Source organism: Gordonia sp. NPDC058843, assembly GCF_042743165.1.
Lineage (GTDB): Bacteria > Actinomycetota > Actinomycetes > Mycobacteriales > Mycobacteriaceae > Gordonia.
Map to the genome: position 1 here is coordinate 17,515 of NZ_JBHYNC010000054.1, position 15,669 is coordinate 33,183.

Consider the following 15,669-nt stretch of genomic DNA (forward strand, 5'->3'; position numbering starts at 1 on the left):
TCGCGAGCCGGGGGTCTCGTTGTCTGTCGGTCTCGTTGTCTGTCGGTCTCGTTGTCTGTCGGTCTCGTCGTCAGTTGGTCTCAGGTCTTCTTCTCCGAGCTGCCCGCGAGCGTCCCGAGATAGAGCTCGATGATCTTGGGGTCGTTCGCCAGATTGCGGCCGATGTCGGTGTAGGCGTTCCGGCCCTGGTCGAGGACATAGCCGCGATCGCAGATCTGCAGGCAGCGGCGGGCGTTCTGCTCGACCATGATGATCGAGACCCCGGTGGCGTTGATCGCCTTGCAGCGGATGAACACCTCGTCCTGGAACATCGGGGACAGCCCAGCCGACGGTTCGTCGAGCAGCAGGACCGCCGGGTCCATCATCAGGGCGCGTCCCATCGCGACCATCTGCCGTTCGCCGCCGGAGAGTGCGCCCGCTTTCACCTTTCGCCGTTCGGAGAGCAGCGGGAAGAGTTCGGACACGAACTCGAACCGGGTTGCGAAGGTCTTGGGCCGTAGATAAACACCCATCTCGAGATTCTCTTCGATGGTCAACGCGGGGAACACATTCTGCGTCTGTGGCACGTATCCGACGCCCTTGTCGACGAGGACGTGGGCCTTGGCCGACGTGATGTCGCCGCCACGGAGTGTCACCGAACCCTTACGCACCGGGATCAGTCCGAACAGCGTCTTCAACAGCGTCGACTTGCCCGCACCGTTGGGGCCGATGATCCCGACGATCTCCCCGTCGCCGAGGTAGAAGTTGCACTCCTCGAGGATGTTGATGCCGGGAAGGTAGCCCGCGGTGATGTCGTCGGCGCGCAGCAGTGCGTTGCCGGCCAGTTTGCGGTGTTCCTCCGCGGTGGCGGCGAGTTGTGCGGGCGTCAGTTGCCCGTCCGCGGGTTCGGTGCTCATCGTCCGCCCTCCTTGGTGTCCGGAGTCGACGGTGGCAGTTCGGTGACCTCCGAGAGATCCCCGCCTTCCTCCAGTGTGGCCTCGATGGCCGCCTCGACCTTTTCCGCCAGCACCGCGGTGGCGCCGACCGGCCGGCCCTGATCGTCGAACTCGAGTGCCTGGTCGTGGTGGCCGCCGAGGTAAGCATCGACAACGGCGTCGTTGTCGCCCAACCGATCCGGGAGCGACTCGGCGATGACCTGGCCCTGGGCCATCACGACCACCCAGTCGCTGATGTCGCGGATGACGTCCATGTCGTGTTCGACGAAGACGACCGTGACCCCCTCGTCGCGCAGCGATTTGATGTGCTCGAGCAAGCTCTGGGTGAGGGCCGGGTTGACGCCGGCCATGGGCTCGTCGAGCATCACGATCTCGGGGTCGGTCATCAACGCGCGCGCCATCTCGAGCAGCTTGCGCTGGCCGCCCGACAGGGAGCCGGCGAAGTCGTGGGCCTTGGCGTCGAGTTTGAAGCGTCGGAGCAATTCGTATGCGCGTGCCGTGATCTCGGCTTCCTGCTTGCGCCAGACCCAGGGTGCGAGAGCGGCCAGGAAATGCTCGCCGCGCTGCCCGGTGGCACCGAGCCGAACGTTGTCCAGCACAGACAGTTTCGCAAGCGCCTTGGTGAGCTGAAAGGTGCGCACCATGCCACGACGCGCCACCTGGTGGGGAACCATCCGGCCCAGGGAGTCCCCGTTGAGCGACCAGGTGCCGGAGTCGGGCTTGTCGAATCCGGTGATCAGGTTGAAGAACGTGGTCTTGCCTGCGCCGTTGGGCCCGATCAGGCCGGTGATGGCGCCGCGCTGCACCTCGAGATGATCGACCTGAACTGCCTTGATGCCGCCGAAGGTCCGAGAGATGTTGTCCACGACGATGATCGGATCGGGCTTGGGAGAACCGGGTTCGGCGGTGACGCCGGCGAACAGCTGCGACCGATCCGAGGCCGAGAGCGCGGTGAGGTCCCGACGTGTCGCCCGGACGGGAGCCGAACCCGTGGAGTCGTCAGGCATCGAGCTGCACCTCCCTCTTGTTCCCGAGTAGTCCCTGCGGTCTGAACACCATCATCAGGATGATCGCCAGACCGAGCAGCACGTAGCGGAATGCGCCGACCTGCTGCGCCGACAGATGCAGCAGCGGATCGTCGCCGGACGTCGCCTGCCGCAGGAGTGCGTCGGGGACGGCGAGCAGGAACCAGAACAGCATGGCGCCCAGGACCGGGCCGAACACCGTCGCCGCTCCGCCGAGGATCAGTGCGCCGTAGGCGAAGAACGTCTGCGCGGTCGAGTAGAAGTCCGGATTGATCGATTGGGTGGCAAAGGCATTGAAGACGCCGGCGAGTCCGCCGATGCAACCGCCGAGCACCAGTGCCTGCATCTTGTAGAAGTACGCGTTCTTGCCCAGTGACCGTGCGGCGTCCTCGTCCTCGCGGACGGCCTTGAGTACCCGACCCCAGGGACTGCGGACGAGCAGGTAGACCATCAGGCACAACAGGCCGACGACTATCCAGCCCACCACCATCGACCACAGGTCGCCGCCGAGGAACTTGACCCCGAAGAACGAGTATTGCTTGCCGTTGTCGAACGGGCTGATGGAGAAGAAGCTACCCGCGTAGCCGTAGATGCCGTTGGTCGAGCGGGTGAAGTCGTCGGTCGAGGTCGACCGGAAGACCAACCGCAGGATCTCCGACGCCGCGATGGTGACGATGGCCAGATAGTCCGCACGCAGGCGCAGGGTTGGGAGGCCCAACACCACGGCCAGCATCCCGGCGGCGGCGATGCCGATGATGGCACCGAGCCACAACGGCTGGTCGTAGTTCACCGCCATGATGCCGACGCCGTATCCGCCGAGCAGGGCGAACGCGATCTGGCCGAAGTTGAGCAGTCCGGCGTAGCCGAAGTGCAGGTTCAGGCCGATGGCCAACAGGGCGTAGAAGATCGCCGACGGGCCGATCAGCTGCGCGATCGCGATCTGGAGCGCTGAGATGATGTCCATGGGTCAGCCGATCCTCGCTCGAGATCCGAGAATGCCCTGGGGCCTGATGGTCAGGATGATGATCAGGATCAGCAGCCCGCCGATGTACTTCAGGTCGGGACTGAGAATGTAGGTCGTCAGCTGGACGAGCAGACCGACGATGAGGCATCCGAGCAGTGCCCCGTAGGCCGTGCCGAGTCCGCCGAGGGTGATGCCGGCGAACATCAGCAGAAGGAGTTTGAAACCCATCTCCCACTGCACCCGGCCGCCGAGTTCGGAGAGCGCGAACATCACGCCGCCGAGTGTCGCCAGACCGCCGGCCAGTGCCCACACGAACAGGATGACCCGGTCGACGTCGATTCCCGACGACTCGGCGAGGTCCTTGTTGTCGGCGACCGCGCGCATGGCCTTGCCGATCCTGGTGCGCTGCAACAACAGAGCGACGCCGAGCAGGACCACGATGCTGATGATGATGCACGCGAGGTTCACTGGCGTGATGGCGAACGGGCCGGAGCCTATCTGGGTCTGCGCCTGATAATCGTCGAACGGTTCGGCACGATCGGAGAAGAAGATCAGGATCAGGTAGCGGAGCATCAACGACAGGCCGATCGACACGACGAGCATGGCGATCAGCCCGGTTCGTCGTCTTCGCAACGGTCGCCACAGACCGAGCTCGTTGAGGATTCCGATGCCGACCCCCACGACCACCGCCAGGATCGTCGCCGGGATGAGCTGGATACCGAGCTTGACGTTGATGACCCATGCGATCACCGCGCCGAGGGTCACCAGCTCGCCGTGTGCGAAGTTCGTCAGTCCTGTTGTGCCGAAGATGAGACTGAGACCCACACCCGTGATGGCGATGATCAGGCCGAAGCGGATTCCGTCGATGGCCAGCCGGGTCAGTTCGGAGATCGCGGACACCTCGGTGCCGGTACGGACGTCGCCGAAGGAGAAGATGACCGGTCGAGCTGTCCCTCCGCTGACGTCGACGGGCAGCTCCGACTTCTGGACCTCGACTCCGTCGGGGAGCGAGTCGGTGTCGATGACGATCGTGTACTGGCCGGGCGGCACGTTGATCGACCAGGCACCCGTGGCCGAGGACGTGGCCGTGCCGACAACGGCTCCCGAACCGTCCTTCGCCTCGAGCTCGACGCCCTCGACCTTCTCCGGGCCGTTGCGCAGCACACCGAAGACGCGCACCGAGTCCCCTGGAGCGGCCGCGGCGGGCGAGGAGGCGAACAGCCCGCACAGTATCGACGCCGCGACGAGCAGCAGGATCCCGATCGCCGGGCGTCGCATCGGGAGAGGGGAGGCAGACGGATGGCTCTCGCGATCTGGACGGTCCTCGAGAGCACATCGTGGCGGCGTCTGCGCACAGGTGCCGGCGCGTTGCGATGTCATCCTGCGGGACATTAGCCCCAGCGTCGTCACCACGTGGCGACAACGACGTTTCCCGGAGGTAACTTCTCGCCTCGGGTACGGCGACACCCAGAAGTCGCGATGTGGTGTCGGAGACCCGACCGCGTCGTAAGCTGGTCCGATGGTCTCGGTCAGCGTATCCACAACCACAGACGTCGAACTCGCCGCCGGGCTGCTCGCGCAGGCCTTCGCCGACGACCCGGTGACGGTCTGGATGCAGCCGGACACCTCACGGCACCTCATCATGTTCCGCACGCTGCTGAAGTACAGCCACGGCCCGAACTCGACGCTCGACCTCGCGACGCGTGACGGACAGCCGGTCGGGGCGGCCGCGTGGGATCCCCCGGGGCACAAGGTGTCGACCGCGGCGCAGGTTGTGTCGATGGTCGGGTTCTTCCGGTCGATGGGGTCGCGGATGGGTCGCGGGATGAAGCTGGAGGAAGAGTTCGGGAAGCGGCGACCCAAAGAGCCGCACTGGTACCTGGGTCAGATCGGGGCGCCGGTGCACGGGGTCGGGGTGGGCACCTCGCTCCTGGGTCATCGGCTCGAGCAGATCGACGGTCCCGCGTATCTCGAGTGCTCGAACGTCCGCAACGTGCCGCTCTACGAGCGTTTCGGATTCACGGTGACCGAGGAGTTCGAACTGCCGCTCGACGGACCCAAGGTATGGGCCATGTACCGGCCCATGTGAGGAGTCGACCCAGCCGTGTCGGAGGCGATCACTAGACTCGGCGACTGTGAGTCCAGCGCAGAGTTCCCCGGCAACGACCCCCGCCACGGCCCCCGGAGCAACGGGTAAAGCGGCTCCCGGTGCCAAGGGCAAGACCAAGCAGCCGGTGTTGATGCTGCTCGACGGACACTCCCTGGCCTACCGGGCGTTCTTCGCGCTTCCCGCGGAGAACTTCAAGACGCATTCGGGCCAGACGACCAACGCCGTCTACGGATTCACCTCGATGCTCATCAACTTGCTGCGCGACGAGGAGCCGACGCACATCGCCGCCGCGTTCGACGTCTCCCGGAAGACCTTCCGCTCGGAGATGTACCCCGAGTACAAGGCGCAGCGATCGAAGTCCCCCGACGAGTTCAACGGACAGGTCGACCTCACCAAGGAGGTCCTCGACGCGCTGGGGGTCTCCGTACTGGCCATCGAGGGTTACGAGGCCGACGACATCATCGCGACCCTCGCGACCCGGGCTCGTGAGGACGGGTACAAGGTCCTGATCGTCACCGGTGACCGCGACTCGTTGCAGCTCGTCGACTCCTCGACCACCGTGCTCTATCCGCGCAAGGGAGTCTCGGATCTCACGCGTTTCACCCCCGAGGAGGTCGAGAAGAAGTACGGTCTCACCCCCACCCAGTACCCCGACTACGCTGCGCTGCGCGGTGATCCCAGCGACAACCTGCCCGGCATACCCGGCGTGGGGGAGAAGACCGCGTCCAAATGGATTCGAGAGTACGGATCGCTCGCTGCGCTCGTCGACCATGTCGACGAGGTCAAGGGCAAGGTCGGCGACGCGCTGCGCGCGCATCTCGCGTCGGTGCAGACCAATCGGCAGCTCACCGAGCTCGTCCGGGACATGCAACTGCCCAAGTCCCCGGACGACCTGGCCATGGTCGGATGGGATCGCGATCGCATCCATCAGCTGTTCGATGACCTGGAGTTCCGGGTACTGCGTGATCGTCTCTTCTCGACGCTGAGTTCCGTTGAGCCCGAAGCCGAAGCGGGTTTCGACCTCGACGGTGCGGTCCTGGGCGCCGGCGAGGTCGCCGGATGGCTCACCGAGCATGCCCGTACCGGCCGCGTAGGTCTCGCCGTGACCGCGCCACACGTCGTCGTCGGGTCGGACCCGACGGGCGTGGCGATCGCGGCCGCCGACGGGTCGTCGGCCTACGTCGACGTCACCGCGCTCAGCCCGGAAGACGAGGCGGCACTGGGCGATTGGTTTGCCGACCCGTCCGCGTTCAAGGCGGTCCACGAGGCGAAGTGGGCCGTGCATGCGCTCCGCTCGCGCGGCTGGAAGCTCGATGGGGTCACCAGCGACACTTCACTCGCGGCCTACCTCGTCCGGCCCGGACAGCGGACCTTCAACCTCGACGACCTCGCCCTGCGATATCTGCGTCGCGAACTCCGCGCCGACGGCGGTCCGGGCGACGGTCAGATGTCGCTGCTCGACGACGATTCCGACGGCCGCGTCGCCGAGCAGCACATGCTCGAGGCGCGAGCGGTCCAAGAACTCGCCGACACGCTCGACACGGAACTGGACCGGATCGATTCCAAGCCCCTGCTCACCGAGATGGAGCTGCCGCTGTCGTTCGTGCTGGCCGACGCCGAGGCCGCGGGCATCGCGGTCGACGTCGATCACTTCGGTGCCCTCGAGCAGATGTTCGCCGACCGGATCCGCGCCGCGGCCGACGCGGCGTACGAGGTCATCGGTGAGCAGATCAACCTCGGCTCACCCAAGCAGCTGCAGACCGTTCTCTTCGACAAGCTGGACATGCCGAAGACGAAGAAGACCAAGACCGGTTACACCACCGATGCCGACGCGCTGCAGTCCCTCTACGAGAAGACCGAGCACCCCTTCCTCGCACACCTTCTCGAGCACCGCGACGCGACGCGACTGAAGGTCACCGTCGACGGGCTCCTCAAGTCGGTCGCCGACGACGGGCGTATCCACACGACGTTCAACCAGACGATCGCCGCGACCGGACGACTCTCGTCGACCGAACCGAACCTGCAGAACATCCCGGTGCGCACGGAGGCGGGGCGGGAGATCCGGCGCGGCTTCGTCGTCGGGGCCGACGCCGCGGCAGCAGTTCACTACGACTGCCTCATGACCGCCGACTACAGCCAGATCGAGATGCGGATCATGGCGCATCTGTCAGAAGACGCCGGTCTGATCGAGGCGTTCAACACCGGTGAGGATCTCCACAACTTCGTCGGCTCGCGCGCGTTCGGGGTACCGATCGACGAGGTCACGACGGAGATGCGTCACCGGGTGAAGGCCATGTCGTACGGACTTGCGTACGGGCTCAGTGCATTCGGGCTCGCCGCCCAGCTGAAGATCAGCCGCGATGAGGCCAAGGAGCAGATGGAGGCGTACTTCGCGCGTTTCGGTGGGGTGCGCGACTATCTGCACGACGTGGTCGCCGAGGCCCGCCGCAACGAGTACACGGCGACCCTGTTCGGCCGGCGCCGTTACCTGCCCGACCTGAACAGTGACAACTGGCAGCGCCGGCAGTCGGCGGAGCGGATGGCGCTCAACGCGCCCATCCAGGGCACCGCCGCGGACATCATCAAGGTCGCGATGATCAACGTCCACAAGCGTCTCGCAGCCGAAGGGCTCACGTCGCGGACGCTTCTCCAGGTCCACGACGAACTCGTGATCGAGGTCGCTGCCGGCGAGCGCGAGGCCGTCGAAACGGTTGTGCGCGAGGAGATGGGCAATGCCATCACCTTGTCGGTGCCGCTGGAGGTGTCGGTCGGTTTCGGGCGGTCCTGGGACGACGCAGCGCACTGATGGGCGGAACAGAGAGACGGTTCGGCGTCCTCACCGGCGACGGGATCGGTCCGGAGATCGTGCCCGTGACGCTGTCGATCGCGGACGCGGCGGCCCGGGCTGAGTCGATCGAGATCGACTGGCAGGAACTGCCGTTCGGGTCCTCGGCCATCGCCTCCCACGGCGAGCCGGTGCCCGCACAGACACTGTCGGCCCTCGACGGACTCGGATTCTGGATCGTCGGCCCCCACGACTCGGCCGCATACCCACCCGGTCTCGGCGACCGGACACCGGGCGCGATCCTCCGAACCCGCTACGAGCTGTTCGCCAATCTCCGTCCCGCCCGGGCCTTCGCGGGTGTTCCGGCGCTCCGGCCGGACATCGATGTGCTGATCGTTCGGGAGAATTCCGAAGGGTTCTATGCCGATCGCAACATGTCGGCGGGCAGCGGTGAGTTCATGCCGACGCCGGACGTGGCACTCGCGGTCGGGCTGGTGACCCGTGCGGCATCCGAGCGGATCGCGCGGGTCGCATGCATCGCCGCGATCGAGCGAGCGGGTTCGGACAGGCGACCGCGGCTGACGATCGTGCACAAGGCCAACGTCCTGCGCATGACCACCGGCCTGTTCCGCGATGCCTGCCGGGACGTCGCCGCCGAGTTCCCCGAGGTGGAGGTGTCCGAGCAACACGTCGACGCGATGGCCGCACTACTGGTCCGGCGGCCCGCCGACTTCGACGTCCTCGTCACCGAGAACCTCTTCGGGGACGTCCTGTCCGATCTGGCCGGCGAGCTGGCCGGTTCGCTGGGCATCGCGGGTTCGGTCAACAGCTCGGAGTCCCAGGTGATGGCGCAGGCCACGCACGGCGCGGCACCCGACATCGCCGGGCGCGGTGTGGCGAATCCGGTCGCGATGATCGCCTCTGTGGCAATGGGTTTCCGGCGGTACGGCCAGATGACCGACGACGCGGCCCTCGTCGCGACCGGTGCGAGGATGGACGCCGCGGTTGCCGACACGCTCGTGCACACATCGACCCCCGACCTCGGCGGTGACGCGACCACGTCAGAGTTCGCGAGCGCGGTGGAGCGGCGCATCGTCGAGGGGTGACCCTCTGCTCTCTGAGGTGTCGCGACGGGCCGACCCCTCCCTGATCCGAAAGAACCGCATAACCCCTGCTCCCTGAGGTGCGAGGAGCGCAAGCGACGAGCCTCGAAGGGCCTGGTGAGACACGTTGCGAGACCCTTCGTGGCTCGCTTCGCTCGCACCTCAGGGGGCTGGGGAGGACTGCGCGCTTCGCTCGCACCTCAGGGGGCTGGGGAGGACTGCGCGCTTCACTCGCACCTGAGGGAGCGGGGGGACGCGCCCTCCGCAAGCTCCGGGAGCGGGGGGACGCGCCCTCCGCAAGCTCTGGGCGCTCCTCGGGGAGCAGAAGGTCGGGTACGAACACGCGTGAATCGTGGGTGGCGAGCCGGGGTGGAGCGGGCGAACTACAGTGAGCTGATGCGCTCGGCCGGACGAAGGGAAGTGGTGTGACGCGGGTGGCTCGTTGGCTCGGCGTCCTGCTGGCCGTTGTGGTCGTCGTGACCGGTTGCGTGGACAACGAGGCCCGGGAGCGCGCCAGCCAGGTCACCCCGATCGACATCGACGTGGCGAAGGTTCCGGAGATCGCCGCGCTCGTCCCGCCGGAGATCGCTCGCACCGGTCGGCTCGTGGTCGGGGTCAACATTCCGTACCAGCCGAACGAATACAAGGACGCGTCCGGGAAGATCGTGGGCTACGACGTCGACCTGATGAATGCCGTCGGCAAGGTGCTCGGGCTCGTTCCCGACTACAAGGAGTCCCAGTTCGACACGATCATCCCGTCGATACAGGCCGGCACCTACCAGGTCGGTATGTCCTCGTTCACCGACACGCTCGAGCGTGAGAAGCAGGTCGACTTCGTGACCTATTACAGTGCCGGAGTGCAGTGGGCGCAGGCCACCGACAACCCCGACGACATCGATCCCGACAATGCGTGTGGCCTTCGGGTGGCGGTCCAGACCACCACGTACGAGGACACCGACGAGGTCCCCGCCAAGAGTGCAGCCTGCGTCGCAGCGGGGAAGCCCGCGATCGACAAGGTCAGGTTCGACAGCCAGGACGAGGCGGTCAACGCGCTGATCCTGGGACGCGTGGATGCGATGTCGGCCGACTCGCCGGTCACCGCCTACGCGATCAAACGCACGGACGGTCGGTTGAAGCCGGCGGGCGGCATCTTCGACTCCGCGCCCTACGGATGGGCGATACGGAAGGGCTCCCCTCTCGCACTCGCGATGCAGCGGGCAGTGCAGTACCTCATCGACAACGGGCAGTACGAACAGATCGCGGCCAACTGGGGCCTCGAGGAGGGGATGATCGATGTCTCCGTCATCAACGGGGCGGTGAGCTGAGGTGACGTCGCCGCAGCACGGCCCCCCATCGACCGAACCGGAACCGATCACGGCGGTTCCGCTCCGCAGGCCCGGACAGTGGGTCGCCGCGGTGATCATCATCGTGCTCGGCGCGTTGTTCATCTACGGCGCCGCCACCAACGACGCGTACAGCTGGGGCACGTACGGCAACTATCTCTTCGACTCCCGGATCCTGTCGGGTGTCGGCTACACCCTCGCCCTCACCCTGCTGTCGATGGCGATCGCGATCGTGCTCGGCGTCGTTCTCGCGATCATGCGTCTGAGCCCGAACCCGGTGCTGCGCGGGACGTCGTGGGTGTACCTGTGGATCTTCCGCGGCACGCCCGTCTACGTACAGCTCGTGTTCTGGGGCCTGTTCCCGGCGATCTACAAACAGATCGACCTCGGCATTCCGTTCGTCCACCAGTTCGTGTCTCTCGACATCCAGACCCTCAACGCCGCATTCCTGTTCGCGGTGATCGGACTGGGTCTCAACGAGGCCGCATACATGGCCGAGATCGTCCGCGCCGGTGTGTCCTCGGTCGGTGAGGGACAGACCGAGGCGTCGGTGGCACTGGGTATGTCGTGGTCGCAGACGATGCGACGCACGGTGCTGCCCCAGGCCATGCGGGTGATCATCCCGCCCACCGGCAACGAACTGATCAGCATGCTCAAGACCACGAGCCTGGTGGCCGCGGTGCCGCTGACACTCGACCTCTACGGACGCCAGCGGGACATCTCGGGAGTGATCTTCGAGCCGATCCCACTGCTTCTCGTCGCGTCGACCTGGTACCTCGCCATCACCAGCGTCCTCATGGTGGGGCAGTACTACGTGGAGCGCTATTACGCCAAGGGCGCGACCCGCCAGCTCACCGCCCGGCAACTCAAGACGATGGCCGACGGCGCGGCCACGGCGCCCGGCGGCGCCGCCGGGCCGGCGGGGGGAGAGAAAGCATGAGTCCCGGAGAGCGCACGACCGGATCGGCCCGAGCCGACGGATCGCCGCCGCCGATGGTGGTCGCCGACCGTGTCTGTAAGAGCTTCGGCTCGGTGCAGGTCCTCAAGGGGATATCGCTGGAGGTGGCGCGCGGTGAGGTGCTGTGCCTCATCGGTCCGTCGGGGTCGGGGAAGTCCACGTTCCTGCGGTGCGTGAACCACCTGGAAGTCGTCAACGCCGGGCGGCTCTATGTCGACGGTGATCTGATCGGCTATCGCGAACGCAACGGCAAACTCTACGAGATGAGTGCCAAGGACGCGGCGACCCAACGACGCGACATCGGCATGGTGTTCCAGCACTTCAACCTGTTCCCGCACCGTACGGCTCTCGAGAACGTGATCGAGGCGCCGATGCAGGTGAAGAGACAGTCCCGTTCCGAGGCCCTCGAGAAGGCCCGCTACCTGCTGGACCGGGTGGGCCTGTCCGAGCGGGCCGACGCCTACCCGGCCCAGTTGTCCGGCGGCCAGCAGCAGCGGGTGGCGATTGCCCGTGCCCTCGCGATGGACCCCAAGCTGATGCTGTTCGACGAACCCACCTCCGCGCTCGATCCCGAACTCGTCGGCGACGTGCTGAAGGTGATGCGCGAGCTGGCTGCCTCCGGCATGACGATGATGGTCGTCACCCACGAGATGGGTTTCGCGCGGGAGGTCGCCGATCAGCTGGTGTTCATGGACGCCGGCGTCGTGGTGGAGCAGGGTGATCCGCGCGAGGTCCTCTCCGATCCGAAGGAACAGCGCACACGGGAGTTCCTGTCGAAACTCCTGTGAGGATCGCTACGGCGCCTTGTGGCCGCAGAAGATCGCCGTGCCGGGAAAGTAACTGCCGCGCAACGGGCTCCACTGACCCCAGGTGCGGTCGAAACCGTCCGGCCATTCGGGTTCGATGATGTCGTCGAGAATGAACCCGGCCCCGCGGAGTTCGCGGACACGGTCGCCGATCGTGCGGTGGTGCTCGACATAGGTCAGCGTGCCGTCGGCATCGGTCTCGGTGTACGGCGTGCGGTTGAAGTAGGGAATCCGCACGGTCAGACCCTCCGGGCCGGGGTCGTCGAGGAACATCCACCGCATCGGGTGATTGACTGCGAAAACCCAACGGCCGCCCGGTCTCAGGACCCGCGCGACCTCGCTCATCACACCGGCGGAGTCGGCGACGAACGGCACCGCGCCGAACGCGGAGCAGGCGGCGTCGAACGATTCGTCCGCAAAGGGCAGCGTTTCGGCGGTGGCCTGCACGAGCGGTACCCGTACGCCCTCGGCGGCCATCGCGTCGAGCCCGATCCCCAGCATCCGCCGCGACAGATCGACACCGACCGCGTGAGCACCGTGTGCAGCCAGCCAGCGAGCGCAGGGTGCCGAGCCGCAGCCGATCTCGAGGATGTCGCGCCCGTCGATGTCCCCCAGGAGTCGGACATCGGATTCACGCAGGCCTTCCGGACACCAGACGAAGTCCCCGCCCGCGGCGTGTGCGCCGAGAAAATCGCCGTGTTCGACGTGATAGTTCTCCGCGTCGTGATCCCACCACCAGCGGCTGGCACGGTCACTGGTCGTGGAGTCGACGTCGCCGAGGACTCTCGGGGGTCGGTTCTGCGTCGGGCCGCTCGATGTCGTTTGCTCGGATTCCGCCTGGTTGGGGGACATCCTGCGATGATAAGGCCATGGTCAGTCTCACTCTGCTGGGTCCGGTGGACACACCGGGCGAGGCGGGGGTGCCCCGGCCGCAATTCGGCACGCCACGTCTGCGGTGCCTGCTCGCCGCTCTGGCGTTGCGCGCGAATGCGGTCGCCGACGTGGGCTGGCTCACCGAGATCCTCTGGACGGACGCGCCCCCCGCCACCCCGGAGGCGGCGCTGCACAACCTCGTCTTCCGGCTCCGCGCCACCCTGCGGCAACGCCAGGTCGACGGGCGCCTGCGAGTGGTCACGACCTCGCCCGGCTACACGCTCCTCGTGGACCGGGCCGATGTCGACACCTTGCTCTTCGACGACACCGTGGCGCGCGCCTGCGCCGTCGCCGGTGCCGAGCCGCGACTGGCGGTCGACCTTCTCGACTTTGCCGAAAAGCTCTGGCACGGAACTCCTTACGGAGAATTTTCCGACTCGTCCTGGGCGCAGACAGAGGTCGGTGCCCTGATCGAGCGACGCGTGCTGGGCGTGGAGACGGCTGCCGACGCCCTGATCGCCCTCGGTCGCCCGGAAGACGCATATGTGCGGTTGCTGCCGTTCGTCGATGAGCATCCGTATCGCGAGGGACTCCACCTGAGGATCATGAGGGCATTGTGGCGAATGGATCGCGCGGCCGAAGCGCTCGACGCCTACCAGCGTCTGCGTCGACGCCTCGCGGAGGATCTCGGCACCGACCCGGCTCATTCGGTCCGTGAACTCCACGCCCGCATCCTCGACGGAGAGCCCTCGTCCCGGACCGCCCGGGTGTCGCCGGACCCGGACGCGCCGAATCGGGACCGGACGGCCGCGGCATCTGCCGGGGGTGCAGAGGCTCCGCGGAATGTCTCGGCATCCCTGATCGGGCGCGATACAGACCTGGCCGAACTGTCGGCGGCAGTGCGGGCCGGCGGGGTGTTCACCGTCCTCGGCCCCGGGGGTGTCGGTAAGACTGCTCTCGTCCGCCGTCATGCCCGGTCCGTGACCGACCGCCCCGTCTGGTTCGCCGAGTTGGCCGCGGTCGGGAGTTCCGACGGGGTCGTGCCCGTCGTGGCGTCCGCGACGAGGTTGTCGATGCGGCGCGACCTACCGGCCCTGGACGCACTCACCGACGCACTGACCGGCCGGCAGGGATTGCTCGTACTCGACAACTGTGAGCACGTGCTCAGCACCGCGGCCGAAGTCGTTGTCGCGCTACAGGACCGCTGTCCGACCGTCACAGTGCTGACGACCTCTCGTGCGCCGCTCGGACTCGCGGCCGAACAGATCATCTGTCTCGATCCGCTGGCCGTGCCCGACGTGGACGCGACCGCCGATGACATCGAGTCCTCGGATGCGGTGCGGCTGTTCTGTGTACGCGCCCGGGCGCGGGACCCGCGTTTCGAGCTGGACGAGGGGAGCGCGTCGGCGGTCGCGGAGGTCTGCCGGCGACTCGACGGTCTGCCGCTCGGCGTCGAGCTCGCGGCGACGAAGGCGCGCGCGATACCGCCGGCCGAGCTCGTCGACCGGTTGCACTGGCGCTTTCGCATCCTGCGGGGTTCGCGAGGGGTGGAGCCACGGCACCGCAGCCTTCATGCGCTCGTCGACTGGTCCTACGGGCTGCTGAGTGAACCGGCGCGCGGTCTGTTCGACGTTCTCAGCGTCTTCCCCTCCCGGTTCGGACTCGACGACGCGGAGTTCCTGGCGGAGGCCACCGGCGTACTGGCCCGCGAGGCGGTGGCCGATGCCGTGGCCGAACTGGTCGACGCGTCCATGGTGTCCATCGACGCGGGTGGCTACCTCTTGTTGGAGACGTTGCGCGCGTTCGGAACAGACTCGCTGACCGGCCGCAATGCGCTCGCCACCGCACGATGTGCGCACACCGCGTGGGTGGCGGACTGGCTCGGGCCGTTGGGATGTGAGGTCTACGGGCGCGGTCATCTCGACGCGGCGCGCCTGGTCGACGAGCGCATCGACGACGTGCGGCAGGCGATCGACCACGCGTGCGTTCACGACCTCGACCTCGCCGACACGATTCTGCAGGGACTGATCCCTTATCTCGAGCTGACCATGAGCCCGGAGGTCACCGGGTGGGCGCGGATGCTCGTCGACGGTCACGATCCCTCGTCGCTCGGTGCCGCGGTGTGGGCCGTGTCGGCCGGCGGTGCGCGGTTCGACGGCGATCTGCCGACCGCTCGGCGTTGCACGCGTCGGGGCCTCGCCGCCGACCCCGAACCCGCGGTCCGTGTCTACCTCCACATGATGCTGGTGGAGGTCGGGCTGTTCCAGGGGGACCTCGACGCGGCGCTCGGGGATGCACGTACGTTTCGCGAGCTCGCGTTGCGGGCCGCGATGCCGGGCGCGGCGCACATGTCCGACATCTGTGCGCTGCTCATCCGTGCCTACCAGGGTGAGGAATCGCATCCGGCGGCCCGTGCCCTCGAGATCGCTTGTCTCACAGCGGGGGAGGACGTGGTCGCCGCATGGTGCCGATATGTGTCGGGGGAGTGTCTGCTCGACTCGGATCCTGCTCGGGCACAGCAACTTCTCGACGGCGCCATCGAATCGGCGCGCCGTCACGGTGATCGGTACCTCCTCGGGGTGGCGATGGCGTCGCGGGCATCGATCGAGGCCCGCTCCGGCGATACCGAGCGCGCCGCGCGCCTGTACATCGACGTGCTCGAGCATTGGCGACAGACCGGGAACTGGACCAATCAGTGGGTGACCGTGCGTTCGGTGGTCGACGTCCTGGTCGAGCTCGGACGGAGTGAACCGGCCGCCCTGATCCT

Annotated in this window: 12 protein-coding genes; 7 read left to right on the forward strand and 5 right to left on the reverse strand. The window is 67.0% G+C overall.

The genetic code is table 11. The features are described from left to right. Window positions 1–80: 80 nt before the first annotated feature. From ACFW3F_RS22930 to ACFW3F_RS22945, 4 genes are read right to left on the reverse strand one after another with little or no spacing between them, the layout of a single operon-like run. Window positions 81–896, reverse strand: a complete 816-nt coding sequence (locus tag ACFW3F_RS22930; protein ID WP_388061555.1) for an ABC transporter ATP-binding protein — start codon at window positions 894–896, stop codon at window positions 81–83. Next, window positions 893–1,942 (reverse strand): ABC transporter ATP-binding protein, encoded by a 1,050-nt coding sequence (locus tag ACFW3F_RS22935; RefSeq protein ID WP_388061557.1) that lies wholly within the window; start codon window positions 1,940–1,942, stop codon window positions 893–895. The genes ACFW3F_RS22930 and ACFW3F_RS22935 overlap by 4 nt, the downstream gene beginning before the upstream one ends. Then, a complete protein-coding gene (locus tag ACFW3F_RS22940) occupies window positions 1,935–2,924 on the reverse strand; it encodes a branched-chain amino acid ABC transporter permease (protein ID WP_388061559.1) in 990 nt (329 codons plus the stop codon). Before ACFW3F_RS22940 ends, ACFW3F_RS22935 begins: the two co-directional genes overlap by 8 nt. A gap of 3 nt (window positions 2,925–2,927) precedes the next feature. Continuing rightward, entirely contained in the window at window positions 2,928–4,202 is a 1,275-nt protein-coding gene (locus ACFW3F_RS22945) for a branched-chain amino acid ABC transporter permease (RefSeq protein ID WP_388061561.1), read from the reverse strand. Between the two features lie 241 nt (window positions 4,203–4,443). On the opposite strand from ACFW3F_RS22945, the gene ACFW3F_RS22950 reads away from it, so the two are divergent. The 6 genes from ACFW3F_RS22950 (at window position 4,444) to ACFW3F_RS22975 (ending at window position 12,011) form a co-directional block, all read left to right on the forward strand. Further along, the gene (locus ACFW3F_RS22950; protein ID WP_388061563.1) at window positions 4,444–5,013 is read left to right on the forward strand and encodes a GNAT family N-acetyltransferase; all 570 of its coding nucleotides are present in this window, start codon (window positions 4,444–4,446) and stop codon (window positions 5,011–5,013) included. A gap of 46 nt (window positions 5,014–5,059) precedes the next feature. Beyond that, window positions 5,060–7,840, forward strand: coding sequence for a DNA polymerase I (gene polA / locus ACFW3F_RS22955; RefSeq protein ID WP_388061565.1), 2,781 nt, complete (start codon window positions 5,060–5,062; stop codon window positions 7,838–7,840). Beyond that, window positions 7,840–8,925 (forward strand): isocitrate/isopropylmalate dehydrogenase family protein, encoded by a 1,086-nt coding sequence (locus ACFW3F_RS22960; protein WP_388061567.1) that lies wholly within the window; start codon window positions 7,840–7,842, stop codon window positions 8,923–8,925. The genes polA and ACFW3F_RS22960 overlap by 1 nt, the downstream gene beginning before the upstream one ends. 422 nt (window positions 8,926–9,347) lie before the next feature. Beyond that, on the forward strand, window positions 9,348–10,247 hold the full coding sequence (locus ACFW3F_RS22965) for an ABC transporter substrate-binding protein (RefSeq protein ID WP_388061569.1): 900 nt from the start codon (window positions 9,348–9,350) through the stop codon (window positions 10,245–10,247). A gap of 1 nt (window position 10,248) precedes the next feature. After that, window positions 10,249–11,205: an amino acid ABC transporter permease gene (locus ACFW3F_RS22970; protein WP_388061571.1), complete on the forward strand. Its 957-nt coding sequence runs from the start codon at window positions 10,249–10,251 to the stop codon at window positions 11,203–11,205. Beyond that, a complete protein-coding gene (locus tag ACFW3F_RS22975) occupies window positions 11,202–12,011 on the forward strand; it encodes an amino acid ABC transporter ATP-binding protein (RefSeq protein WP_388061573.1) in 810 nt (269 codons plus the stop codon). Before ACFW3F_RS22970 ends, ACFW3F_RS22975 begins: the two co-directional genes overlap by 4 nt. A 6-nt stretch (window positions 12,012–12,017) precedes the next feature. On the opposite strand, the gene ACFW3F_RS22980 is transcribed toward ACFW3F_RS22975, so the two are convergent. Further along, window positions 12,018–12,881: a class I SAM-dependent methyltransferase gene (locus ACFW3F_RS22980; protein ID WP_388061575.1), complete on the reverse strand. Its 864-nt coding sequence runs from the start codon at window positions 12,879–12,881 to the stop codon at window positions 12,018–12,020. Between the two features lie 17 nt (window positions 12,882–12,898). On the opposite strand from ACFW3F_RS22980, the gene ACFW3F_RS22985 reads away from it, so the two are divergent. Continuing rightward, a partial coding sequence (locus tag ACFW3F_RS22985) for a BTAD domain-containing putative transcriptional regulator (protein WP_388061577.1) occupies window positions 12,899–15,669 on the forward strand: 2,771 nt, incomplete at its 3' end.

What these genes read in the sequence shown, in the direction of transcription:
- ACFW3F_RS22960 (WP_388061567.1), top strand. Translation starts at nt 7,840, where the DNA reads ATGGGCGGAACAGAGAGACGGTTCGGCGTCCTCACCGGCGACGGGATC.
- ACFW3F_RS22950 (WP_388061563.1), top strand. Translation starts at nt 4,444, where the DNA reads ATGGTCTCGGTCAGCGTATCCACAACCACAGACGTCGAACTCGCCGCC.
- ACFW3F_RS22945 (WP_388061561.1), bottom strand. Translation starts at nt 4,202, where the DNA reads ATGCGACGCCCGGCGATCGGGATCCTGCTGCTCGTCGCGGCGTCGATA.
- ACFW3F_RS22980 (WP_388061575.1), bottom strand. Translation starts at nt 12,881, where the DNA reads ATGTCCCCCAACCAGGCGGAATCCGAGCAAACGACATCGAGCGGCCCG.
- ACFW3F_RS22975 (WP_388061573.1), top strand. Translation starts at nt 11,202, where the DNA reads ATGAGTCCCGGAGAGCGCACGACCGGATCGGCCCGAGCCGACGGATCG.
- ACFW3F_RS22930 (WP_388061555.1), bottom strand. Translation starts at nt 896, where the DNA reads ATGAGCACCGAACCCGCGGACGGGCAACTGACGCCCGCACAACTCGCC.
- ACFW3F_RS22940 (WP_388061559.1), bottom strand. Translation starts at nt 2,924, where the DNA reads ATGGACATCATCTCAGCGCTCCAGATCGCGATCGCGCAGCTGATCGGC.
- ACFW3F_RS22935 (WP_388061557.1), bottom strand. Translation starts at nt 1,942, where the DNA reads ATGCCTGACGACTCCACGGGTTCGGCTCCCGTCCGGGCGACACGTCGG.